Consider the following 22,576-nt stretch of genomic DNA (forward strand, 5'->3'; position numbering starts at 1 on the left):
AACCCAAACCGTCCACTATGATTCATTTTGATCTTCCTAAACAAAAATCTTCCATCATCAAAGTACTGGGTGTTGGTGGTGGTGGAAGCAACGCCGTAAACTTCATGTTCGAACAAAACATTGAAGGGGTTGACTTCATCATTTGCAATACCGATGCCAAAGCGATTGAGCAAAGTAAAGTGCCTAATAAAATTCAGTTAGGACCCCATTTAACACAAGGCCTTGGTGCCGGTGCTAATCCTGAAGTAGGTAAGCGTGCCACAGAAGAGTCGCTGGAAGAAATTAAACGTATACTGGAAGTGAATACCAAAATGGCATTCATTACGGTAGGTATGGGTGGTGGAACCGGAACGGGTGGTGCCCCAATCATTGCGCAAATTTGTAAGGACTTAGGAATCTTAACTGTTGGGATTGTAACCACTCCCTTTGGTTTTGAAGGTCCGCGCAGACAGTTACAAGCAGAAGAAGGTATTAAGGCATTAGAGCCTTATGTAGATACATTGCTGGTTATTAGCAACGATAAGTTACGCATGCAGTATGGTAATTTGAAAATGAAGGAAGCATTTTCAAAAGCAGATAATGTATTGGCTACTGCGGCAAAATGTATTACCGATGTAATTAATAGCCGTGGACATATCATTGTAGACTTTGCGGATGTATGTACCGTTATGAGAAATGGTGGCGTTGCTATTTTGGGTAAAGCCGAAGTAGAAGGAGAGAATCGTGCGCAGTTGGCTATTGAAGAAGCATTGTCTTCTCCATTACTAAATGATAGTGATATCAAAGGTGCCAAGTGGATTTTAATCAATATTAATAGCGCCGAAGGTGAACACGAGTGTACCATGGATGAATTGGAAATCATCAACAACCATTTACGTTTACAGGCCGGTGAAAATGCCGATGTAATTGTAGGTATGGGTTATGATAATACCCTTGATAAAAAGATTGGTATCACATTGGTGGCTACTGGATTTAAACAAAAAGATCCTTTTGCAAAACCAGAAGTGGTGAAGCAGGAAGAGGCCAAACCTGAAAAAATTGTGATGACCTTGAAAGTAGATCACCCAGCTGTTTCAACAGGTGTTATTACTGCAACCAAGGATGCGTTTATAGCTGAACCAGCTCCTGCTCCTGTTGTTGAAGTTGCAAAGGAACAAATAGCAACTTTTGCGGAGAGTCTAATTCCTTTTGTTGCAGAAGAACCAACGGTGAATCCTGAACCTGCAACACCTGCAGAAACCACTCCAGCTCCAGAAAAAATTTACGAGACATTGGAAATGCCTTCAACTGCTTCTCCTGTTATCGTTTTTGATTTAGCTCCAGCTGAGCCAGTGATGCAGACGCCTCCTGCTGTGCATACTTTTGAGGAAGAAGTTGAAGAGAAACTTCCTCCTATTCCAACTGCTATTCATTCTACTTTTACAGGTTCTGCTTTAAGTAAGCCTGCCAATATTTACGCATCAGAAATGCCTGCTACACCGCAAGTGCCTCCTGTTGTGTCTGTGCCACAAGCACCTCCTGTTGAAGAGGAAGCGAATCTGTTTGACATGCAACTGGTTGAAAAACCAGAAGGGTATAGTGCTCCTCAGGCCACTATGAGTGCTGCACCTTCCAATGAATCTGCTGATAACAGCGGTGATTATTTTGACGATGTAGAAGAACAGAAAAGAAGAGCGGCAGAAAGAATTCAAAAGCTGCGCAACCTTTCCTTTAACATGAATAATTCTTCTGATTTAAATGGGGAGTTTGATGCTGTTCCTGCTTATGTAAGAAGAAATATGGAATTGTTTGGCAACACCTTAACTTCTGTAGAAAACTTTTATAGTAAGTACACAGTAGGGAAGGATGAGAATAACCAAACGCAGATTAATACCATCAACACTTTCCTGGATGGTAAAAAGCCTGACTAGTTTGTTTACTAACCCAACCATGACCCGTCCTAAATAACCGATACGGTTATTAAAGTATAAAAGTAGTTTATTCAAAGGTAGCAGGAGCGTTCCTGCTACCTTTTTTGTTTTTATAGGTTTTAATAGGAAGTTTAGATTGACAATGCATTTGATTGGGGGTTAAATAGGAGCAAGAATAGTGTGGTCTTTCTTGATTATAGATGTCAATGGTTTCTTTAATAATTTGCTGTTGAGTAGTTAGGTCAACTTTGTAGTTTTCGATACAAAACTCATTTTTAATGATTCCATTGACTCTTTCAGCTATGGCATTTGAGTAGGGGTCAGAGTCTGTCGTCATACTACAAGTGATTTTATGATTACTAAGTAACCTTTGATATTCATTGGAGCAATATTGTAGGCCTCTGTCTGAGTGATGTATGAGTACTGCTTCTCGATATTTTCTTGTTTTAATAGCCATTTTCATTGCTCTTAAAACCCCTTCCGTTTGTAAATTATTCGATAGGTCATACCCAACTATTTTCTTTGAGTAGGCATCCGTAACCAATGCAAGGTAGTGGTGTCCAATGGCAGATTGCATATAAGTTATATCGGACACCCATACTTGTTCTGGTCTTGTGATAAATAATCCATTTACCAGATCTTTATGCTTTCTGAACCTATGGTGAGAGAAAGTTGTTATCCTGTAACTCCTTTCAGGCTTTACTTCTAGGTGATTGGCTTTCATAATGGCAAATAACTTATCTCGACCAATTCCAAGTAGTTCCAATTTAGGCTTTAGTAAGAAATACAATTTTCTTGTGCCAATTCGTGGCATTCTTCTACGTATAGGAACAATTAAATCAATTACCTCCTGAGCTAGTGTCTTTCTTTTATTGGTAGCCCTAATTCTGCGATAATAGACCTGTCTGCTTAACCCGAACAACGCACAGGTAGCTGTTAGCGTTTCTTTTTTTTCTGATCGATATTGGTCGATTGTTCGGGTGAGGAGTTTTTTCTTATTGGAATATTATATTCTTTCTCTGCCAAATTGATCATCATATCGAAAATCATGGCTTTTTTATCTGCCTGCTCTACTTGATGTTCTAAAAAAGCTTTTTGCTTTTCCAGAAGCTTAATCTTTAATTCCATCTCGAGCAGCTTTTGCTCTGGGGTTTTGGGCATATACGAGGGAGTTTGGTTTTCCCAGTTAAAGTTCCCATATTTTCTTAACCAGGCAATAATAGTTGCCCTAGATTGCACCCCATACTTGACCATGGCCCCTCTAGTGGATAGTTTACCGCGTTCAATTTCTTGAATAATCTCTAATTTTAGCGACAAAGGGTAATCACTTTGTTTTCGCTTAACATACTGATTCTCTTGATTGTCCTGCATATTTTACATTTTGTGTATCGATATACTAGGACGAGACACCATTATATTTTCGGATGCCCCACTTTACTTGAGTGGGGCTTTTTTTGCTGCAAACCTTTTAAATATATATTTGTTATAATAGAAAGATAGCATATGGCAACGGTTTTGATTACCGGTGGAACGGGAACAGTGGGCACTCGTTTGACTGAATTATTAATGCACAAGGGATATTCAGTTATCATTGTGGGAAGAGGGGGCAATCATAAAAAAGTGGTTGATACAACCGGTAATGCAAATACGAATCTGCGATATGCTCAATGGAATATAGCCAATCAGACCATTGATGAATGGGCTATTCGGGAGGCAAATTTTATTGTTCATCTGGCTGGAGCCGGAGTGGCTGATCAGCGATGGTCTACTGCCAGGAAAAAAGAAATTGCAGATAGCAGAATACAGTCTGGCAATTTACTGGTAAAAGCGTTAAAAGAAATTCCGAATCAAGTACAGGCGGTAGTTAGTTCTTCTGCTATTGGCTGGTACGGTCCTGATCCCGCCAATAATCCTGGTTTTTCAGAAGATGCACCAGCTTATTCAGATTTTCTGGGAACTACCTGTAAACAGTGGGAAGATAGTATGGCGCCTGTTGCTGCTATGAATAAAAGATTGGTGATTCTAAGAACAGGTATTGTATTGAGCAATGCCGGTGGAGCCTTGGTAGAATTTAAAAAACCACTAATAGCTAAAACCGCCGCCATCTTAGGTAATGGCCAACAAATGATTAGCTGGATTCATATTGATGACTTGTGTTATCAATTTATGTATGCTATTGAAAACAGCGCGCTGCAGGGTGTATACAATGCCGTTGCGCCAAATCCAGTTAATAACAAGCAACTCACTTTAACCCTTGCCAAAAAAATCTGCGGGTCTTTCTTTATTCCTTTTTATGTTCCTGCTTTTGTACTCAAAATAGTATTGGGCGAAATGAGTATTGAAGTGTTAAAGAGTGCTACTGTAAGCAGTAAAAAAATACAGCAGACAGGATACACTTTTCAATATCCCACTATTGAAAAAGCACTGGACAACTTAGTTCAAGTCTCTCTTGCTGTGCACTTTAAAGCAAATCAGCCAGATAAGTAAAGTGTAAAAGCAGGTGATGACCACTTGTTCTCCTACAAGTGTAATGGCCAGCTGATAAGCTTCTTTAGAGTCTTTTCCAAAATTGCCAGTGAATGCTGGCGCTACCAATATATTGTCAGAAGCTTCAATTGGCAAAAAACGGGTGATGGGGATCTTTTTATATTTTAAATAGGCTACTAGAATATTTTCAACAACCAGATAGTAGAATACAAAAATACCCAGGGCAATAAATGCTTTTTTTACTAAGTAGCCAAGTAGGAAAGCGATAGATAGTTGTGCGAATGTCTGCAAAAAGAACATGGGAATAAAATGCAGTTGTTCCGCAATTCTGCCCAAATTATCAGGATCTGCATACAGGCCAAATCCCATGGCAACCAGCATATACACTGACATGACCACAAAGGAAATGATGGCTACATCAATCAGCTTGCTTGTCATAAATTCTTTTCTGCTCCATCCGTCAATAATATTCTGCTTATGGGTTTTGTAGTTGTATTCGTTGGTGATAAGCATGATTACCAGAATGCCCGGCAGAATTACAAAGAAGGAAGAGAAATAGGCAACCGTATGAAAGGTTTCCGGAAATGCAAATGGATTGCCCAATAACATTTTAGCAATATTGTTAGACATTTCCTGTCCCTGTGTTACTTGTTGATACACATTATAAAACATGTAATTGATGCTGGGATAAGTCAGCATTACAATGACCAGCATCCACCAAAAAGCGGGATACTTTTTTATTTTTAACCATTCTATATTTATCAGTGCGCCCATTGTGTATGTTTTTAGTCGTTGGTAAGTTCAAAGAACTTGCTTTCTAAACTCTTTTTCTTGTTTAAAAGGAAATTGAGTGTAATGCCATGGTTAAAGCAGAATTGATTCACTGCTTCCATATTGGCAGTTCCGGCAGGAAAGTGAACCTGTAAGCGGTTGTTGTCTTCCTTAATGGACAACACCTGTTCCATATTGGCTAGACATGCTTTTAGTGCTGCAACATCAGCTGAGCCTATTTCTACAATGTCTTCATTGCTTAGCACTTCATCCACCGGCCCACTGGTTAACAGCGTTCCTCTTTTTAATATGGCAACATGCGAACAAATTTTTTCTACCTCATCCAATAAGTGGCTCGCAATAATGATGGTGATGCCATTGTTGGCCAATCGTTTAATCAATTCTCTTATTTCCAGTATTCCTACGGGATCTAAACCGTTAGTGGGTTCATCTAGCAATAACACTTCCGGATTGCCGAGCAAGGCAGCCGCAATGGCCAGTCTTTGTTTCATGCCCAGGCTATACGTACTGAATTTTGATTTTTTTCTTTCCGTGAGTTTTACAATCTCTAGCACAGCATCTATGTCTGCATCTGATCCCCTTCCACTGATGGCTGCAGTAATTTTTAAATTGTCCACTGCAGACAAATAGTGATAAAAATTGGGGGTCTCCAACAAAGAGCCCACTCTTTTTCTGGCATCGGCACTGGGTGGCTGATTGAACCACTGGTAAGTTCCCGAGTCTGCTCCCAACACATCTAGGACAATACTCATGAGTGTGGTTTTGCCGCTTCCGTTAGGACCTAAAATACCAAATACACTGCCTTTGGGAATGGATAAGGAAACTCCTTTTAATGCTTTGACGGCACCGTAAGATTTACTTACCTCCATTAATTGCAATACTTTTTCCATCATTTTTATTTTGGGCAAACTGCCTCAGTTAATCGTAAGACATTAGTCTTTCAGCCAGTTCTTCAGTTGCTTCATTACTTTTTCGTCTTTGAATATACCAAACTTATCGTTGTAATCCCATAGCATGGTAGGTATTTCAAACTGCTGCATTAAACGCGTGATATCTCTAAGATAAGTAGATTTTGATTTGGCATTCGCTAAATTGATAACCCCCGTTTCTGTACAGATAAGCGGTAAATTCAGCTTATCAGCATCTGCTTTTATTCTTTTAATTCTGCTGTATAAATAATTGTAATTCGCTTCCCTTGGGAACCGCTCAAACTCTTTTATTACTTCTGAATCGGGTGCCGCGTCTTTCAGTTCCGGCATTTTTCTTTTCCGAAAAGGATAGGGCAGTCCGGTCATATAAGTTTTCTCCTTGGTCCAATCTGCCCCCTGATGTGTAAAAACGTAAGGCTCATAGAAATGAAAAGTGTACAGGATTTTTCCGTCGTCTACTGGTAGTTTGCCCATGGCCAACAGCTCATTAATACCGTTGTAGTTGGTTCCTCCAATAATGAATATTCGATCATGGTCTTCTTTCCTGAGTGCTTTGATAATAGTATTGGCTGTAAGTTTCCAGGTTTCAGCACTGCTTATGGGTTCATTGTAAAGTTCAAAAAACAGTTTTTCACTGGAAAACTCCCTTAAGTATTGAATCACCTGTTTCCAGATCTGAATAATCCTGTCCGCCTCAGTTTCCTTGTTCTGGTCGGTTAACTTACCATAATGGTAAACAATTACCAGTTTTAGGTTCAATCTCCGGCAGTTCATATAGGTGTCATGCAATTTTTGGAGAATTGCTTCGTTTAATTGGGTGGATCCTTCCCTCATGAAGTAATCAAAAGCCACCGGCAAACGAACTGTTTCGAATCCGGCAGCGGCAATTGATTCCAGCATCGGGCGAATTTCAGTTGTTAGCAATTGTTGTTGGTTGGCCCAGTATTGTTCTAACAATGAAATATTCACCCCTTGACCCAAAGAGAGGGAGATCTTGCGGAGTGCTTCTTGATTTTGAGCGGAAACCGGGGCTGATTCCAGTAGGAAAAAGCAACTGATGAGTACTAAAGTTCTTCGCAACACGTTTTACAGTTAAATGATTAATATTTTATCAGTAGCAGATATTAAGTACCCATGATTGATTACCATCGGATCCCTTATGTAAATATAGACCGCTCCAAGCTAAATAACGAGCTGGTAAAGCGGGGTGCTTACTATGCGAATGTGGCTGTGTGGACCTTAATGTTTTCACTTCCTTTGTTTTGGTTGTTGGATGTTTTATTCATGAAAGAAGACTGGATGTTCTTATTGGTCATCCGTATTATCTTCTTTTCCATTTCTTATTTCTTTTACATTTTCGGCACCAAAAAAAGATGGGGCTATGAATTGATATTAAACTTAGTCGTAGGTATAAATATTGCATTGGTCTCCATGATTTGTGGAATTGTTCCTGTGACTACTGGTTTGCCTTACTATTTGCTGGCAGCTATCATGATGCTGTTATTAAATACCATTTTATTCTGGAGACCCCTGTTTGCGCAGTTGCATGCTGCAATATCCTTCACCATTATCTTGTTCATGTACTCCCTGAACAATGAAACAGCCAGCTATGCCAGCTTGATTTCCAATGGTGGTGGGGTATATTTTTTAGTAGCTATTTTTTCTATTGTTATTGCCTATAACCGCTACCAGATTGTAAAGCGTGAAACAGAGAAAAACCTGATTATTGAAGAGTCTAACAGAAGACTACTGGAACAGAACGAAAAAATTAATGACCAGCACCATATTATTGAAGAGAAGAACCGTCGGTTAAAAGAATTGAGTGACTACCGCCAGAATACATTGAACATCATGATCCATGACCTGAAAAACTTTATCGGGTCTAATCAGATTTCCATTGACCTGATTAACAGAAAGAGCAGCAACCTTACTTCTGATCAGAAGGAAATTTTGAGTTATATCACCATGGGTAACGAAAAACTGCACTACCTGAGTCAGAAATTGGCTGAGTCTGCAGAAGCCGATTCGGGTAAAATTACTTACCGGATGGAGCAATTCGATATTATTCCGGAAGTTGAAAAAGCGGCCATTACCCTGGTAGATGCAGCCAGTATTAAGCAGGTTAACCTTCAGGTTCACCTCTCTCCATCCGAAGTAATGGTCAATATTGACAAAATATTTTTACGTCATATATTATTTAAGCTACTTTCTAACGTTATTAGGTTTATCCAAAAGGGTTCTTCGGTTAGTATTCATGCCAATGACCTTGACGGGGCTTGTATTATTGAGATTATCAATAAGACAAACAACCCTATCGGAATGGAAAAACTGGATGAATATTTTAGCCGACTAACCAATCCTAACCAGTCTGATGTGGCCATCAACCATTCAGGCATGGGATTTTCTATTGCTAAGCAGCTAACCGAAGACATGGGAGGTTCGCTGACTTACGAAAGCAATGTGACAGTTGGAAACTATTTTAAACTCAAATTCAAACTGGCTTAGTTTAAATACCCGAAATCATGAAAACAAAATCATCCCTGCTCGTACTCTTCCTGCTAATAGCTGGTAGTATTATTGCCCAGGATTTCAAGACCCGCTCTTTGGAAGCAATGGGTTACCGGAATGAATCCATCATGGGGATTAATGGTGCAATTTCCTATTTCCTTAAACTACAGCCAAGAGACGATGTTGACCGTACGAACTTAGTGCTGCAGGTAAAGCCTTCTCAAGTATTAAGAGAAGACATGTCTACCATTACCGTTTCTTTAAAAGACGAGCCTGTATATACCACCCGATTGGTGGCAGACGCCATTGACTCTGTAATGACGATTGTAATCCCCCTGAATAAAAGATATGTTCAGGAAGACGGTCGTTTTATTAAGTTGAGAATTGATGCCAAGATGGCGATGTCCGACGAATATTGTAAAGACGTGGACAATCCGGCTATCTGGGTTACCATCCGTAACTCTTCTTATTTAGAAGTAATTAAACAAGATCGTGCTACTTACTATCATAGTTTAAAAGAAACCATTTCTGAATACAATTCAGTTTCAACACCTGTAAATGCAGACCTGGATGATTTAACCAGTGGTGCTATTCTTTTTGCTTTATTAAAGCAGAAGGGTGGTCTGGAAGATATTGTTACCAATAACTTCAGAAATACAGACTCATCAGTTGGAACTACTATTGTAACTGGTTTATACAGCAAACTACCTGCTTATATTCAGTCTCAGTTGCCTGAATTTAAAAACGGTCAGGGGCTTATCAAGAATTGTATTTTCCCCAATGGTGATTATGTGTTGGTGATTACGGGCAAAGATCAGGAGGGATATAAAAAAGCAATTTATACACTCACGAATTATAAGATTATCAACGGTAGTTTCTCGTACACCATGTTGGTAGATGCAGGACAGCCGGCGTACTTTGACAAGAATCAGTTACCCGTGGTATTCTCACTGGAAGAACTGGGAGGTACGCCTAAGTTGATGGAAGGTATTGGTGCATTAAAAACCAACTATGCATTCTCTTTGGCCGATTACAACGCCATTCCTAAGAAACTTACTTTTCACCTGGAAGCCATGCTTTCCTTGCTGAAAGAGGGTGACCGTGGTTTCTTAAACGTTTACCTGAATGATAACTTGGTATTCAGTACCGACTTACACGATAAAACCAGTTTCAATGGAGACATTGAGCTGAAACCCTACTTGCTTACAAAGAATAACTCACTGGTGGTGGAAATGCGTTTCCATGGACAGGGTGGTATTTGTAAGGAAGGTTTCTCTAACTTCTTTGGTTTCATTGATACTAAAACGTCTAATCTTGTTTTCTCCGGTGAAAAAGTAAATGAGTTCTATAACTTCTTTAACTATCCAGGAGAGTTCAGAAAGAAAGCCCTTCGTTGTATTGTTACCCCAAGCTTGATGCCTTATCTGGCGCCGTCTCTGGGTGAATTGGTATTCCAGTTGAACACAGCAACCCTGGCTGCCAACTACCTTTTCATTCCTGAGTTGGTAACTTCTGACAAAGCCAATTTGAATGATATGGCAAATATGAATGCCATTGCATTATTGCACAGAAACGATCCTTTGATCAAGAACTTTGAAAAGAATTTACCCGTACAGTTCAATAGAGATTTCCAGTTGTATAAAGATATTAGTGGAGAAACTTCCTACTCAATTAATGATTTCTCTAATTCTGGTATCGCACAAATTTTCCGACAGGGTAGTTCTACCTTCCTGCTCGTGAGTGCATTGGGCGACTCTAGTATTAGTGATGCATTCGAAGGAGTAATCAAGAGCTTTGGTTCTCAGTACTCTGCTATTGAAAGTAACGTATGTATTGCCAACAGTAAGGGTAAGAGTAACTTCTTCTTTAAGCTTCCTGACAATGCTGGATTGGTTACCTATAGAGGCGATAAAAACAATATGGCCCTGCTTTGGAATAAGTATAAGTATTTTATGCTGGCAGGTTTGGGTATCTTATTGGTACTTGGCTTCTTCTTCATCAGAAAGCGTGTGAAAAAATCACAGGAGATTGTATAATTGGTTTCTTAAAAATCCGTAGCATCTATGCCTGTTTGTGCCTTGAATAATATGATTAGTGTGGGCTTGTTTACCACGGCCAAACTGGAAGAAATTGATGTGATTGCTGATGAGTTTGACTATGCACAAATTAAAGCTGCACTGAATTTCGGGTACCTTACCCGTAAGGCTTATGTAGCTTTTCTAGAGCGTTCAGGTTTTCCGCTGGTTGACGTTCGTAACGAAGTTTTAGATGAAAGCTTTGTAGAGCAATGTGACCTGCTGCACCTGAACGCTTTTTTATATTTACCAATGCGGAATGATGGCAGAGGTAATTTACTTGTGGCGGCTGCCGATCCAATGGATGAAAGACTTCAGGGCTATTTGGAAGTAAAGTTTAATTCTAAGATTAAACTGGTTGCAGCTTCCGATTTGGATATTACCTGGATGGTGCACAAGCTAAGAGGGGAGTATTATGTAAAAGAGTCGGTGTTTAGCTTGATGCGCAAGGATCCGGATAGTTCTGGACTAACTACTTTTACAGATGCGCAGTTGGTGTTTATTTTTATTGCCATCGCCATCGCTTTCATTTTATTGACTTACAATTTTGTCAACAGCTTTATTTTCTTTAACCTGTTTTTCAGTTTTGTCTTTTTATTTTCTATTGTATTTAAATTATACATCGCATTAAAAGGGTCTAAGTACGAATTGGTGGAAGTGGTTACCAAAGAAGAAGTAAAAGCTGTTCAGAGTGACACCCTTCCTGTTTACACGATTCTTTTGCCAGTTTATAAGGAAGATAAATTGATTCGTAAATTAATCTGGAATCTTCGAAGCCTGGATTATCCAAGAGGAAAGCTCGACGTTAAATTGCTGATTGAAGAAGACGATGATAAAACCCTGAATGCCGTACGTAACCTGGATTTTCCGGCTAACTTTGAAACGATTGTGGTTCCCTTCCACATGCCAAAAACAAAGCCCAAAGCCTGTAACTACGGATTGTTCTTTTGCAAAGGAACCTATTTAACCATCTATGATGCAGAAGACGTTCCAGATTCAGATCAATTAAAAAAAGTAGTGACTTTATTCAGAAAGCTTCCCAAAGACTATGTGGTATTGCAGGGAGCTTTAAACTATTTTAACAAGAATGAGAACCTGTTGACCCGCATGTTCACTTTGGAATATTCTTATTGGTTCGATTACATGTTGCCGGGACTTCAATCACTGGACGTTCCGATTCCATTGGGGGGTACATCGAATCACTTTAAATTAGACAAACTGAAGGAACTGGGTGGATGGGATCCTTTTAACGTTACAGAAGATGCCGACTTAGGGGTGCGCGTATTTGAGAAAAGATATAAAGTGGGTGTAGTAAATAGTACTACTTTAGAAGAAGCCAACAATGAGCCATTTAATTGGATTCGTCAACGCTCTCGCTGGATTAAAGGGTATATGCAAACCTTATTAGTGCATATGCGAAATCCTGCCAAACTGGTAGGTAAAATTGGATGGAGAGGATTTTTCGGATTCAACTTCTTCGTAGGTTTTACTCCTATTACTTTCTTATTGTATCCTGTATTGCTTGGATTTTATATTGTATACCTTGTTTTTGATTTGCAGACTGTTCGCGTTTTGTTCCCTGACTGGGTATTGTATATTTCTATTTTCAACTTTGTGGCAGGGAATACATTGATGATTTATGTAAATATGCTAGCCGTATTTAAGCGCAGATTTTATGAGTTGATATTGTTTGCCCTTGTAAATCCTTTTTATTGGTTAATGCACTCTATTGCAGCGTACAAAGGATTATGGCAGTTGATTTATAAGCCATTTTACTGGGAAAAAACCAATCATGGATTAACGAAAGTATCTCATTCATCCGCTGCTGCAACCGTGGTAGCCAATGCCAATGAAACCTAATGAAATTTAGTAGTCAGAAAATACGGATTATTTCTTTGCTGCTGGTCATTTATTATGTGATCCTGGCCTGGCTGTTTAATAGAATTGGATTTGAACACTCAGAAAGATTGTTCTATGCCGAAAAACTAAAGCTCTTATTTGAGTATAACGAGAATACGCTTTTAACCCTCGGTACAACTTTTCCTACAACTTCTTTTTTAATCAATATTCTTTTTACTCCTTTCGGGTATTTATTTGCGCCGGTGGCTTCTTCCATTGTCTTGATGTCTTTCCTGTTTTTCTTTATGGCCAAAGACATCAACGGCTCTGAGTTGCCTTCGCGTACCCTGATGTTTGCTTTGCTAGTTTTGTTCTTGGTTCATCCGCAGTTTATTTTTGCGGCAACAAGCGGAAGAAACATTGCAGCAATCATGCTCTTCACGTACATGCTGTTTAGAAGTTTATTCTTTTATTATAAAAACCAGACTACTTACTATTTATCACTTGCAAGTTTGTATTTAGGTGCATTGATATTCTCTGAAGTAAAATTTCTCTGGTTAATTCTGGGCTTTCTTCCTTTTGTAGTTTTGGTAGGGATTGAAGGGATTAAAACTGCCAAGGGAGAACCAGTGGTCTTTCAATATTTTCAGGCGCTGAACAATCGGTCACTTCGTCGTAAACTGGTGAACAGGACGGTTTCCCTGTATTTTATTCTGTATCTATTGCCATTGGCGGCTATTTTCCTTTTCCGTGTTTTGAATGAATCTCATGCAGGCGATCCTACTTACTTCTTAAGTTCTCAGTATTCTAACTGGAGGGTTACCGGGGTCTCATCCATTACCAATATATTAGAAAGGGGATATGGAGATAACCTGAATAAACAGACTCAGATTATTTTTCCATTGTTTACTGTTTTACTTGCTCCTATTTTTCTTTCTGCGCTCATGTTGTTCAAGGGGAAACTGTATGAATTACTAACCTTATTTACTCCTTTGATATTTGTATCCATCGTAATGATTGATATTCAATTTTACATGACAATCGAGTATTATGTACTGATACCTGTAATGGCTTTTGTTGCATTTAGTTTTGCCAGTATGGTTAAACTAAACAGATTTATGTCATCAGTTATTATTCTGGTTGGTACGTTTCTTACGTTAATTGGTGGCTTCTATTATTTTAGTGAAACATCCGATTTTGAAGAACAACGTTTTGTGAAAATGGTAACGAACACATCGGAATGGTTTTCTGCTAAAAAGGATTCAGAAGAGAAACAGCTAGCCGATTATATAGCTTCTGTTAAATCTCCTTCCAGACCTGTGTTGATTGATGATGCGGCGGCATACGGTGTGGTAGCTTATTTACCAACCTTAGATGGTTTGGTAATGCCATTACAGAAGAATTTTATTACAGTAATTGAAAACCCTGCATTGTCAGTAGAGTACATTTTAATTGCTAAGCGGCACAATCTAAAGCACAATTTTACAGCGATGAACGCGTACAATATGGTTGTAATGAAAGACCGGTTGAACCTAAGGTCCAACCGGGTCTTTGAAACAGAAAACTGGATTGTTTATTCAATTAGATAAGCTGCAAATACTTTTTTATTTAGTTTCTAATAGGTCTTCCGCTTTTCAATACGCTTTGAATTCTTTCCAGTGATTTCTTTTCACCACAAAGGCTTAAGAAAGCTTCTCTTTCTAAATCGAGTAAGTATTGTTCGCTTACCAGTGTTTGTGCACTTAAATCGCCACCACACATTACATAAGCCAGTTTACGAGCTACCAATGCATCGTGATCGGTTGCATATCCACCTCTCCACATACCATTGATACCCGCTAGCATAGCACCTAATCCAGATTTACCTAATACTTTAATATCGGTTCTTTGCACAGGTGTGTTGTAACCTGCTTCGTGTAATTCCAATACAGACTTCTTGGCTTCCGCAATTCTCCTTCCAATGTTCATCACAACTTCATCCTGCCCCTGTCTTAATATGCCCATTTCAAATGCCTCTTGAGCCGAAGTGGCCACTTTGGCTGTTGCAATAGAGAAGAACCTTTTCTTTAGTGTATTGGTTTCCGGTTCGTCTTCGTGTAATTCGTCACTGGCTCTTAATGCAAACTCTTTGGTTCCGCCACCACCAGGAATTAAGCCCACACCAAGTTCTACCAGACCAATATATGTTTCAGCAGCCGCACAAACTTTGTCTGCATGTAAGTTCATTTCGCAACCTCCACCCAGTGTAAGTCCATGGGGAGCAGTAACAACAGGCACACTGGAATAACGTAAACGCATCATGGTGTTTTGGAACATGCGGATAGCCATATCCAGCTCATCGTATTCCTGTTCAATCGCTAACATGAATATCATACCCACATTGGCACCTGCGCTAAAGTTAGGTCCTTCGTTGGCTATTACCAGCCCTTTAAAGCTTTCTTCTGCTTTGCTTATGGCTTTGTTAACGCCTTCGAGTACTTCGCCACCCATGCTGTTCATTTTGGTGCTCCATTCTAATCCTGCTACTCCATCTCCAATATCATACATTCTGCAGGCACTGTTTTTCCAAATGATTTTATCGCTATGGTTCTTTAGTATCAGGAATGATTCGCCGCCTGGAATGGCTTTGTACATTTTACTGGCTACATCGTAATACATGCGTTTTCCATTTTCTACCTTGTAGAAATGGGTAGCACCAGTTGCGAGCATTTCTGAAACCCATGGTGCAACGCTATAACCCGCTGCCTGCATGGCTTCTACGGTTTTGGCAACCCCAACTGTGTCCCATGATTCAAAGGCGCCGATTTCCCATCCAAAGCCAGCCATCATGGCGTCGTCTACTCTATACAATTCATCGCTGATTTCAGGAATTCTGAATGAAATATAAGAGAACAAAGAGAAATGAAAAGCCCTGTAAAATTCACCCGCTTTATCAGGTGCCGCACTTAACATTTTTATTCTTTGCTTTAAATCTTCAACAGGTTTGGCTGCTTCAAGACTTGAAAATTTTGGCTTTGTTCGTGCACCATATTCCATGGTTTGCAAATTCAGGGTAAGAATTTCCTTGCCGGAAGCAGATTTGATTTTCTTGAAAAACCCTTGACCAGTTTTATCTCCCAACCAATTATTGGCTGTTATTTTTTCTAACCAGGAAGGGATGGTAAAAATGGTTTTTGCTTCGTCGTTCGGGCAGTTGTCTGCAACGCCTTTGGCTACTTTCACTAATGTATCAATACCTACTACATCCGCAGTTCTGAATGTAGCCGATTTAGGTCTTCCAATGATTGGGCCGGTTAATGCATCAATTTCATCAACGGTTAATCCCTGCTTCTCCATAATATGGAAAATACTCATGATGCTGAATACGCCAATTCTGTTGGCAATGAATGCAGGCGTATCCTTACACAATACAGTTGTTTTTCCTAAGTGTACATCACCATAGTGCATTAAGAAATTGACTACCTCAGGATCCGTAAATGGCGTAGGAATAATTTCCAGTAATCTTAAGTAGCGCGGAGGATTAAAGAAGTGTGTTCCACAGAAATGCTTTTTAAAATCATCGGATCTGCCTTCTGCCATCATATGAATAGGAATCCCTGAAGTATTGGAAGTGATAAGGGTTCCCGGCTTTCTGAATTTTTCTACTTTTTCATAAATCAGTTGCTTGATGTCTAGTCTTTCAACTACTACTTCTATAATCCAGTCGCAACCAGCAATGTCTTTTAGGTTATCATCAAAGTTGCCAGTAGTTATTCTGTTCACCACAGACTTGGTAAAAACAGGAGAGGGGTTGCTTTTAACAGCTGATGCCAACGCATCATTTACCAACTTGTTTCTTTCTGCTGGTTTTGTACTTTCTGCTGCAGCTGCTGGAACCATATCCAGCAATAATACGGGTAGTCCAATCCCTGCAAAATGGCAGGCAATTCTTGACCCCATTACACCACTTCCGAGTACGGCAACTTTTTTGATAGAACGTTTCATTGTTGAAATATTTATGGCGAAATTAGTTAGCTATGCAACTATTTTCCGAAGATAAGGTAAATTTTTACCGAAGGGACTTTAATAAGAAAAAAAATATCGTTAAAGCCCTTGAGCCTTATGGGCAAAAAAAATATCAAATCTTTCTGACTGAAAAATTTGATATTAATAAGCTGGTTTTTCTTTGAGGTCACTCTTCAGATACGGCAGCACCTTTGTATGCAAAATACAAGCAAACTAGGTAAACTGCTAATAGTACGTATACTAGCATAATCGGGGGGGATTTTGATTACTAATTTATATAGAAATTCTTTTCAGTTTCAATATTTATTGTTAACATCTGTGGAAAATGACAAATGCATGGCAATGATTCTAATATTTAACCAAAAAATGCAAGGTTTTGTTCATAGTGTCCGTAGAAACGATTAAAGGATGGGTGCACAAACGATTTATCAACCGCTGTTTGGGGATTTTTGCCATTTAAAATTTTGCCCTTTTCTTTCATTGTGTTCAACGTATTTTTGAGAAATGGAGATAAAAGCCAATACAATTGCTCACCTGGCCAACCTGAGCAGGTTGCATATTGCTGAATCACAGATGGAGCAATACCAGCAAGACCTTCAGAAAATGGTGGCATTTATTGAAAAGCTCAACGAACTGGATACCGAAGGGGTTGCTCCGCTTCGGGATATGACAGCTTCATCTGCTTCCTTTACAACAGCTTCTTCTGTGTTAAGAGAGGATAGCGTTAAAGGGAGCCTTGCTTTGGATGAGGCGTTGCAAAATGCACCTGTATCTCATTCCCCTTATTTTATTGTACCCAAGGTCATTAAAAAATAATGTTAATTATGTCTACTGAATCCATCATACACCTAGAAGGAATTGAAAAAAGTTATTTCATGGGTAACCAGGCAATTCCTGTTTTAAAGGGAATTAATCTGGATATTTTCAAAAACGAATACGTAGCCCTGATGGGACCTTCTGGTAGTGGTAAGAGTACCCTGATGAATATCCTTGGCTGTTTGGATTCACCTACAGGAGGAAAATATATTCTGAACGGGAAAGACGTAAGTAAGATGGAAGATGATGATCTGGCCGAGGTTAGAAATACGGAAATTGGTTTCGTGTTTCAGCAGTTCAATTTATTGCCTCGTTTAACGGCGGCAGAAAACGTGGCACTTCCCTTGATTTATGCTGGTGTATCCAAGAAAGAAAGACATGAAAGAGCAATGGCTGCATTAGAAAAAGTAGGCCTTGCCGAAAGATCGCACCACAAGTCTAATGAGCTCAGCGGCGGACAAATCCAAAGGGTGGCGATTGCCCGTGCTTTGGTGAACAATCCCTCCATACTATTGGCCGATGAACCTACCGGTAACCTAGACTCCAAAACTTCTGTTGAAGTAATGCATATTTTCGGAAAATTACAGGAAGCTGGTAATACGGTGGTATTGGTAACCCATGAAGAAGATATTGCTGCTTATGCACGTAGAGTGGTTCGTTTAAGAGATGGATTAGTGGAGAGCGATACAACAAAATAGTATATTGCCGAACATTTGAGCAGTTCTGTTGTAATGATTCCTCAGCGTACAAACTATGGCGATTAAGATATATACCAAAACAGGCGATTTAGGCAAGACTTCATTAATAGGTGGTACCAAAGTACCCAAAAGTCATATCAGAATAGATACATACGGAACGGTGGATGAATTGAACTCCTGGATAGGAGTCGTGAGCGACCTTACACCCGATGAACATATTAAAGTGGTCCTGAAAGAAATTCAGGATCGTTTGTTTACTGTTGGCTCTTCGTTGGCCTGTGACCCGGAGAAAGAACCCCTGATGAAAATTCCTGACTTAAAGGAATCAGACATTGTTTTTCTGGAAAAAGAGATTGATCAGATGAACGACAGTTTACCTGCCATGAAATTCTTTGTACTACCTGGAGGGCATTTGGCTATTTCTCAAACGCATGTAGCACGCTGCGTATGCCGCAGAGCAGAACGTTGCTGCGTGAACATGCAGGAGCAGGATATATTTGTTGAACCCCTTGTAATTAAATACCTGAATCGGTTAAGCGATTATTTATTTGTTTTGTCCAGATACATCGGACATCAGATGGGTGTGGCTGAAATTCCCTGGAAGCCGCGCGTTTAAATAATCAGGCCGTCCTTCATGTGCAGGGTTCTGTGGCTTAGCCCGGCCAATTCTTCGTTGTGTGTAACAATTAAAAAGCTGGTTCCCATCTCCTGATTGATGCGGGTAAACAGCTGGTGCAATTCTCTGGCATTGGTACTATCCAGATTGCCTGTAGGCTCGTCTGCAAATACTATCAAAGGTTCGTTTATCAAGGCCCTGGCTACTGCCACCCGCTGCTGTTCGCCGCCGGAGAGTTCGTTGGGTTTGTGGTGGGTACGATCTTTCAGCCCTAATAAATCTAATAATTGTAATGCCCTTTCTTTTACTGCTGCATTGCTTTTATTGGCTATCCAACCCGGTATGCTTACGTTTTCTAGGGCATCAAACTCTGGTAACAAATGGTGAAACTGAAAAATAAAACCCATGTTCAGGTTCCTGAAATGAGCCAGATCTTGTGTATTCATGCCCAATAAATCCTGCTCATTAACCATAATTTTTCCGCTGTCCGGCCGATCTAGGGTCCCTAAAATATGGAGCAGGGTGCTTTTGCCAGCCCCCGAAGAACCTACAATACTGACCATTTCTCCTTTTTGGATGCTGATATCAACCCCTTTTAACACTGCAAGGTTTCCGAATTTTCTGGTAATGGCTGTAGCTTTCAGCATGTATTGGGCTTTTTTAAGATCCGTAAATTAACCTTTTTTGGTGGTATCATTTATACGGTTACTTTTGCAAAAATAATCGAGACTATGTTTTGGACATTAGAATTAGCAAGTTATTTAGAAGAAGCTCCCTGGCCTGCTACCAAGGATGAGTTGATCGATTATTCTATCCGCAGTGGTGCGCCATTGGAAGTGGTAGAAAATCTACAAGAATTAGAAGACGAAGGAGAAGTGTACGAAAGCATAGAAGATATCTGGCCTGATTATCCAAGTCAGGAAGACTTTATGTTTAACGAAGACGAGTATTAATAATACGCTTCACGTATAAAAAAAGATGGCTAACTGATTCGTCAGATAGCCATCTTTTGCTTGTATGCAATCCTTTATTGCTTGGGCTTTGCAGGGAATGTCATCTTGAAATAGAATAACATCAATGCAAGTGCTAGTACAATCATGTTGGCTGCCAATACTGGTCCACTCTTTACATTAACTGCATAAATTAACCATACAATACAGCTGGTAATTACAATAAGTATCATCCAGATACTTAAATCACCAACACTTTTGCTTTTCCATGCCAACCAAACCTGCGGCATAAATGTGATAGCACTTAAGAAAGCTCCAAAATATCCTAACAGATCTACTAAATTCATACACTTCATTTGATGTATCCTTATGGATACGTTTGATATTAATTGGTTTTGCTTTATTCTTTTGCTTGTTGTTTATTCTTGATTGGCAATCCCTAATTTTTCCATTACTTCCATGCTAACGCCAGTTGTAGAATATCCTCCGTCGTGGAAAAGATTTTGCATGGTTACCATTTTGGTTAAGTCTGAGAACAAGGTAATACAGTAGTTGGCACAATCTTCTGCACTTGCATTACCCAAAGGAGCAACGGCTTCTGCAAAATCATAGAAGTCGCCAAATCCTTTGATACCAGTACCGGCAGTGGTTTTGGTTGGAGATTGTGAAACGGTATTAATACGTACTTTCTTTTCTAATCCATAATGATATCCAAAACTTCTGGCAATGGATTCAAGCATTGCTTTAATGTCTGCCATATCTGTATAGAAAGGGAAGGTTCTTTGTGCTGCCATATAAGTAAGTGCAACAACAGAACCCCATTCATTAATGGCATCTAATTTCTTGGCAACTGCCAGCATTTTATGAAAAGACATGGCAGATACATCAATACCTTTCATGAAATAATCATAATTGGATTCAGTATAAGGAATCTTCTTGCGAATGTTTACACTCATACCAATGGAGTGTAGTACAAAGTCTATTTTACCACCCAGGATTTCCTGTGACTGCGTAAATAAATTTGTTAGTTCTTCTGTGCTGGTTGCATCGGCAGGAATAATCTGAGAACCGGTTTTTTCAGCCAGTTTATTGATTTCGCCCATGCGCATGGCAATAGGAGCATTGGTTAGTACAAATGTTGCACCTTCTTCGTGTGCTTTCTCTGCTACTTTCCACGCAATTGAGTTTTCATCAAGCGCTCCGGTAATGATACCACGCTTACCTTTTAATAAATTGTAGGCCATACAAGTTTAATTTAAGTGCCGAATATACGAATCATTTCTTTGGCATTCTCCAGGGCTGCTGCTGTAGGCTTTTCGCCACTCAGCATCTGCGCAATGGCATGAATGCGTTCTTCGGTACTGAGTAATTTAATATTGGTCTTGATTTGATTGTCTTTGTTTTCCTTGTATACAAAATAATGTGCATTGGCTTTACCTGCAATCTGTGGTTGATGGGTAATACAGATAATCTGACGGTTACCTGCCAGTTCCTGCATAATAATGCCCACTTGTTTGGCTGCTTCTCCGGATATACCAGTATCAATCTCATCAAAAATCAGGGTAGGCAAATCAATCTTCTGTGCCACCAGCGATTTAATGCAAAGCATCAGTCTGCTCAATTCACCTCCACTGGCCACTTTGCGGATGGGCTCGAAGCGATTGCTTTTGTTGGCATCAAAAAGGAGTTCTACATTTTCTACTCCGTAAGCCGACAAAGGAATGGTTTGCAAGTTTACTTTTATTTGTGCATTCGGCATGCCTACCTGTTTCAATAGGGCATTCACAGATTTTTCAAATCCTTCTATCACCAATTTTCTGGATGCAGTAATTTGTTTGGCCGTCTGTTTTAACTGGTGCATTAAATCGTTGGCAGCAACCTGCTTCGCAAGTATTGCTTCATCAATTGCAACGGCTTCAAATAATTTATTCGATAATGCTGTCTGAATTTCCAGCAACTCGGCAGTTGTAGTTACGCCATGTTTTTTCAACAGTTTATATCCCTCACTAATGCGCTGATTTACCCAATCAATTTTTGCTGCATCAAAATGAACATGATCATTAATTCTTTCCAGTTCATCGGCAATATCCTGCAATTCAATCTGACTGGCTTTTAATCTGGCAGATAATGCAGGAACTTCAGCAATCAAGGCTTCCAGTGATTGTAAGCTATTATTCAATTGTTTGATACGGGCAACAATGGGTTCTTCGGAATTGGCAATTTCGAAAGAAACTTTTTCCAATACTGTTTTTATTTCTTCGGCATTGGTTAATAGTTTTAATTCCTCTTCCAGTTGCTCCAACTCATTTTCTTTTAAGGCAAGTGATTCCAGTTCATTACATAAGTATTGATTGTAATCGGCTTCTTTTTGCAGTGCAGCTTTCTGTTCCTGCAAGGCATTATAGTCGGCCAATACCTGCGTCCATTCCCTGAAGTATTGCTGATGTGTTTGAAGGATGGCTTCGTTGCCTGCCAACGCATCAATCACCATTCTTTGAAAATCGCTGTCCCCTAATTCAAGCGTATCAAATTGCTGGTGCAAGTCTACCAGTAAACCTGCCAGTGCTTTTAATTGCTGTAAAGTGGCTGGAGTATCATTTATGAATGCGCGTGATTTTCCATTGCTGGCAATTTCTCTGCGGATGGTAATAAATGAAGCATTGACATCTTCAAGATCATTGGCAGATAAAAATTCGCTGACCGCTTTTTTTTGACCTGCCAGAAACTGGCCCTCTATAATGCATTTGCGCTCCTTATTTACGAGAACATTGGTGTCGGCTCTTTCGCCAAGGATTAAACTCAAAGCGCCCATCAAAATACTTTTTCCCGCACCTGTTTCTCCGGTAATGATGTTGAGCTGTTCGTTAAACTGAATAGTCAGTTCATCTATGATGGCATAATTTTGTATCGTTAATTCCTGCAGCAAGTTTCTTCTTTTTACTGGGGCAAGT

The 22,576-nt window shown here is 39.6% G+C and carries 20 protein-coding genes; 10 read left to right on the forward strand and 10 right to left on the reverse strand.

The genetic code is table 11. The features are described from left to right. Window positions 1-17: 17 nt before the first annotated feature. A complete protein-coding gene (ftsZ, locus tag TEGAF0_RS13355; protein ID WP_264898970.1) occupies window positions 18-1,910 on the forward strand; it encodes a cell division protein FtsZ in 1,893 nt (630 codons plus the stop codon). Window positions 1,911-1,977: 67 nt separating this feature from the next. Here the strand turns inward: ftsZ and TEGAF0_RS13360 are convergent, their stop codons facing one another. Beyond that, window positions 1,978-2,832 carry an IS3 family transposase gene (locus TEGAF0_RS13360; RefSeq protein ID WP_264898971.1) on the reverse strand — a complete coding sequence of 285 codons (855 nt, stop codon included), beginning with the start codon at window positions 2,830-2,832 and terminating at the stop codon, window positions 1,978-1,980. 14 nt (window positions 2,833-2,846) lie between these two features. Next, window positions 2,847-3,281, reverse strand: a complete 435-nt coding sequence (locus TEGAF0_RS13365; RefSeq protein WP_264898973.1) for a hypothetical protein — start codon at window positions 3,279-3,281, stop codon at window positions 2,847-2,849. Between the two features lie 132 nt (window positions 3,282-3,413). Here TEGAF0_RS13365 and TEGAF0_RS13370 point away from each other — a divergent pair, with 132 nt between their 5' ends. Beyond that, window positions 3,414-4,397, forward strand: a complete 984-nt coding sequence (locus tag TEGAF0_RS13370; RefSeq protein ID WP_264898975.1) for a TIGR01777 family oxidoreductase — start codon at window positions 3,414-3,416, stop codon at window positions 4,395-4,397. Here the strand turns inward: TEGAF0_RS13370 and TEGAF0_RS13375 are convergent. From TEGAF0_RS13375 to TEGAF0_RS13385, 3 genes are read right to left on the reverse strand one after another with little or no spacing between them, the layout of a single operon-like run. Continuing rightward, window positions 4,344-5,171 carry an ABC transporter permease gene (locus tag TEGAF0_RS13375; RefSeq protein WP_264898977.1) on the reverse strand — a complete coding sequence of 276 codons (828 nt, stop codon included), beginning with the start codon at window positions 5,169-5,171 and terminating at the stop codon, window positions 4,344-4,346. The two genes, TEGAF0_RS13370 and TEGAF0_RS13375, sit on opposite strands and share 54 nt — an antisense overlap. A gap of 11 nt (window positions 5,172-5,182) precedes the next feature. Further along, complete coding sequence (locus TEGAF0_RS13380; RefSeq protein ID WP_264898979.1) at window positions 5,183-6,079, reverse strand: ABC transporter ATP-binding protein; 897 nt, start codon at window positions 6,077-6,079, stop codon at window positions 5,183-5,185. A gap of 42 nt (window positions 6,080-6,121) precedes the next feature. Beyond that, the gene (locus tag TEGAF0_RS13385) at window positions 6,122-7,201 is read right to left on the reverse strand and encodes a glycoside hydrolase family 5 protein (RefSeq protein WP_264898980.1); all 1,080 of its coding nucleotides are present in this window, start codon (window positions 7,199-7,201) and stop codon (window positions 6,122-6,124) included. 51 nt (window positions 7,202-7,252) lie between these two features. Here TEGAF0_RS13385 and TEGAF0_RS13390 point away from each other — a divergent pair, with 51 nt between their 5' ends. The 4 genes from TEGAF0_RS13390 to TEGAF0_RS13405 are packed head-to-tail and all read left to right on the forward strand — an operon-like array spanning window position 7,253 to window position 14,129. After that, on the forward strand, window positions 7,253-8,623 hold the full coding sequence (locus TEGAF0_RS13390) for a sensor histidine kinase (RefSeq protein ID WP_264898982.1): 1,371 nt from the start codon (window positions 7,253-7,255) through the stop codon (window positions 8,621-8,623). Window positions 8,624-8,640: 17 nt separating this feature from the next. After that, window positions 8,641-10,662 carry a cellulose biosynthesis cyclic di-GMP-binding regulatory protein BcsB gene (locus tag TEGAF0_RS13395; RefSeq protein ID WP_264898984.1) on the forward strand — a complete coding sequence of 674 codons (2,022 nt, stop codon included), beginning with the start codon at window positions 8,641-8,643 and terminating at the stop codon, window positions 10,660-10,662. A 27-nt stretch (window positions 10,663-10,689) separates the two neighbouring features. Continuing rightward, a complete protein-coding gene (locus TEGAF0_RS13400) occupies window positions 10,690-12,561 on the forward strand; it encodes a glycosyltransferase family 2 protein (protein WP_264898986.1) in 1,872 nt (623 codons plus the stop codon). After that, window positions 12,561-14,129, forward strand: coding sequence for a hypothetical protein (locus TEGAF0_RS13405; protein ID WP_264898988.1), 1,569 nt, complete (start codon window positions 12,561-12,563; stop codon window positions 14,127-14,129). The genes TEGAF0_RS13400 and TEGAF0_RS13405 overlap by 1 nt, the downstream gene beginning before the upstream one ends. Window positions 14,130-14,148: 19 nt before the next feature. Here TEGAF0_RS13405 and TEGAF0_RS13410 read toward each other — a convergent pair whose 3' ends face one another. Beyond that, on the reverse strand, window positions 14,149-16,524 hold the full coding sequence (locus TEGAF0_RS13410) for a 3-hydroxyacyl-CoA dehydrogenase/enoyl-CoA hydratase family protein (RefSeq protein WP_264898990.1): 2,376 nt from the start codon (window positions 16,522-16,524) through the stop codon (window positions 14,149-14,151). A gap of 525 nt (window positions 16,525-17,049) precedes the next feature. Here TEGAF0_RS13410 and gatC point away from each other — a divergent pair. Genes gatC through TEGAF0_RS13425 form a run of 3 tightly spaced genes read left to right on the forward strand, consistent with a single transcriptional unit; the run spans window position 17,050 to window position 18,675 of the window. Continuing rightward, window positions 17,050-17,361, forward strand: a complete 312-nt coding sequence (gatC, locus tag TEGAF0_RS13415; protein WP_264898991.1) for an Asp-tRNA(Asn)/Glu-tRNA(Gln) amidotransferase subunit GatC — start codon at window positions 17,050-17,052, stop codon at window positions 17,359-17,361. An 8-nt stretch (window positions 17,362-17,369) separates the two neighbouring features. Beyond that, window positions 17,370-18,059, forward strand: a complete 690-nt coding sequence (locus TEGAF0_RS13420) for an ABC transporter ATP-binding protein (RefSeq protein ID WP_272501740.1) — start codon at window positions 17,370-17,372, stop codon at window positions 18,057-18,059. A gap of 55 nt (window positions 18,060-18,114) precedes the next feature. Then, on the forward strand, window positions 18,115-18,675 hold the full coding sequence (locus tag TEGAF0_RS13425; RefSeq protein ID WP_264898992.1) for a cob(I)yrinic acid a,c-diamide adenosyltransferase: 561 nt from the start codon (window positions 18,115-18,117) through the stop codon (window positions 18,673-18,675). On the opposite strand, the gene TEGAF0_RS13430 is transcribed toward TEGAF0_RS13425, so the two are convergent. After that, window positions 18,672-19,322, reverse strand: coding sequence for an ABC transporter ATP-binding protein (locus tag TEGAF0_RS13430; protein ID WP_264898994.1), 651 nt, complete (start codon window positions 19,320-19,322; stop codon window positions 18,672-18,674). The genes TEGAF0_RS13425 and TEGAF0_RS13430 overlap by 4 nt on opposite strands. 84 nt (window positions 19,323-19,406) lie before the next feature. Here TEGAF0_RS13430 and TEGAF0_RS13435 point away from each other — a divergent pair, with 84 nt between their 5' ends. Continuing rightward, window positions 19,407-19,628, forward strand: a complete 222-nt coding sequence (locus TEGAF0_RS13435) for a DUF2795 domain-containing protein (protein WP_026751298.1) — start codon at window positions 19,407-19,409, stop codon at window positions 19,626-19,628. Between the two features lie 74 nt (window positions 19,629-19,702). On the opposite strand, the gene TEGAF0_RS13440 is transcribed toward TEGAF0_RS13435, so the two are convergent. The 3 genes from TEGAF0_RS13440 to recN form a co-directional block, all read right to left on the reverse strand. Then, window positions 19,703-19,972: a SemiSWEET family sugar transporter gene (locus TEGAF0_RS13440; RefSeq protein WP_264899000.1), complete on the reverse strand. Its 270-nt coding sequence runs from the start codon at window positions 19,970-19,972 to the stop codon at window positions 19,703-19,705. Window positions 19,973-20,044: 72 nt separating this feature from the next. After that, the gene (locus TEGAF0_RS13445) at window positions 20,045-20,869 is read right to left on the reverse strand and encodes an enoyl-ACP reductase FabI (protein WP_026751300.1); all 825 of its coding nucleotides are present in this window, start codon (window positions 20,867-20,869) and stop codon (window positions 20,045-20,047) included. A gap of 11 nt (window positions 20,870-20,880) precedes the next feature. Next, entirely contained in the window at window positions 20,881-22,551 is a 1,671-nt protein-coding gene (gene recN, locus TEGAF0_RS13450) for a DNA repair protein RecN (protein WP_264899003.1), read from the reverse strand. Between the last annotated feature and the right edge of the window lie 25 nt (window positions 22,552-22,576).

This window comes from Sediminibacterium sp. TEGAF015 (genome assembly GCF_025997995.1).
Taxonomy (GTDB): domain Bacteria; phylum Bacteroidota; class Bacteroidia; order Chitinophagales; family Chitinophagaceae; genus Sediminibacterium.

Excerpts from the sequence above, each read along its gene's own strand:
- ftsZ (WP_264898970.1), top strand. The coding sequence starts at position 18 with ATGATTCATTTTGATCTTCCTAAACAAAAATCTTCCATCATCAAAGTA.
- TEGAF0_RS13365 (WP_264898973.1), bottom strand. The coding sequence starts at position 3,281 with ATGCAGGACAATCAAGAGAATCAGTATGTTAAGCGAAAACAAAGTGAT.
- TEGAF0_RS13370 (WP_264898975.1), top strand. The coding sequence starts at position 3,414 with ATGGCAACGGTTTTGATTACCGGTGGAACGGGAACAGTGGGCACTCGT.
- TEGAF0_RS13375 (WP_264898977.1), bottom strand. The coding sequence starts at position 5,171 with ATGGGCGCACTGATAAATATAGAATGGTTAAAAATAAAAAAGTATCCC.
- TEGAF0_RS13380 (WP_264898979.1), bottom strand. The coding sequence starts at position 6,079 with ATGGAAAAAGTATTGCAATTAATGGAGGTAAGTAAATCTTACGGTGCC.
- TEGAF0_RS13390 (WP_264898982.1), top strand. The coding sequence starts at position 7,253 with ATGATTGATTACCATCGGATCCCTTATGTAAATATAGACCGCTCCAAG.
- TEGAF0_RS13395 (WP_264898984.1), top strand. The coding sequence starts at position 8,641 with ATGAAAACAAAATCATCCCTGCTCGTACTCTTCCTGCTAATAGCTGGT.
- TEGAF0_RS13400 (WP_264898986.1), top strand. The coding sequence starts at position 10,690 with ATGCCTGTTTGTGCCTTGAATAATATGATTAGTGTGGGCTTGTTTACC.
- TEGAF0_RS13405 (WP_264898988.1), top strand. The coding sequence starts at position 12,561 with ATGAAATTTAGTAGTCAGAAAATACGGATTATTTCTTTGCTGCTGGTC.
- TEGAF0_RS13410 (WP_264898990.1), bottom strand. The coding sequence starts at position 16,524 with ATGAAACGTTCTATCAAAAAAGTTGCCGTACTCGGAAGTGGTGTAATG.
- gatC (WP_264898991.1), top strand. The coding sequence starts at position 17,050 with ATGGAGATAAAAGCCAATACAATTGCTCACCTGGCCAACCTGAGCAGG.
- TEGAF0_RS13420 (WP_272501740.1), top strand. The coding sequence starts at position 17,370 with ATGTCTACTGAATCCATCATACACCTAGAAGGAATTGAAAAAAGTTAT.
- TEGAF0_RS13425 (WP_264898992.1), top strand. The coding sequence starts at position 18,115 with ATGGCGATTAAGATATATACCAAAACAGGCGATTTAGGCAAGACTTCA.
- TEGAF0_RS13430 (WP_264898994.1), bottom strand. The coding sequence starts at position 19,322 with ATGCTGAAAGCTACAGCCATTACCAGAAAATTCGGAAACCTTGCAGTG.
- TEGAF0_RS13435 (WP_026751298.1), top strand. The coding sequence starts at position 19,407 with ATGTTTTGGACATTAGAATTAGCAAGTTATTTAGAAGAAGCTCCCTGG.
- TEGAF0_RS13440 (WP_264899000.1), bottom strand. The coding sequence starts at position 19,972 with ATGAATTTAGTAGATCTGTTAGGATATTTTGGAGCTTTCTTAAGTGCT.
- TEGAF0_RS13445 (WP_026751300.1), bottom strand. The coding sequence starts at position 20,869 with ATGGCCTACAATTTATTAAAAGGTAAGCGTGGTATCATTACCGGAGCG.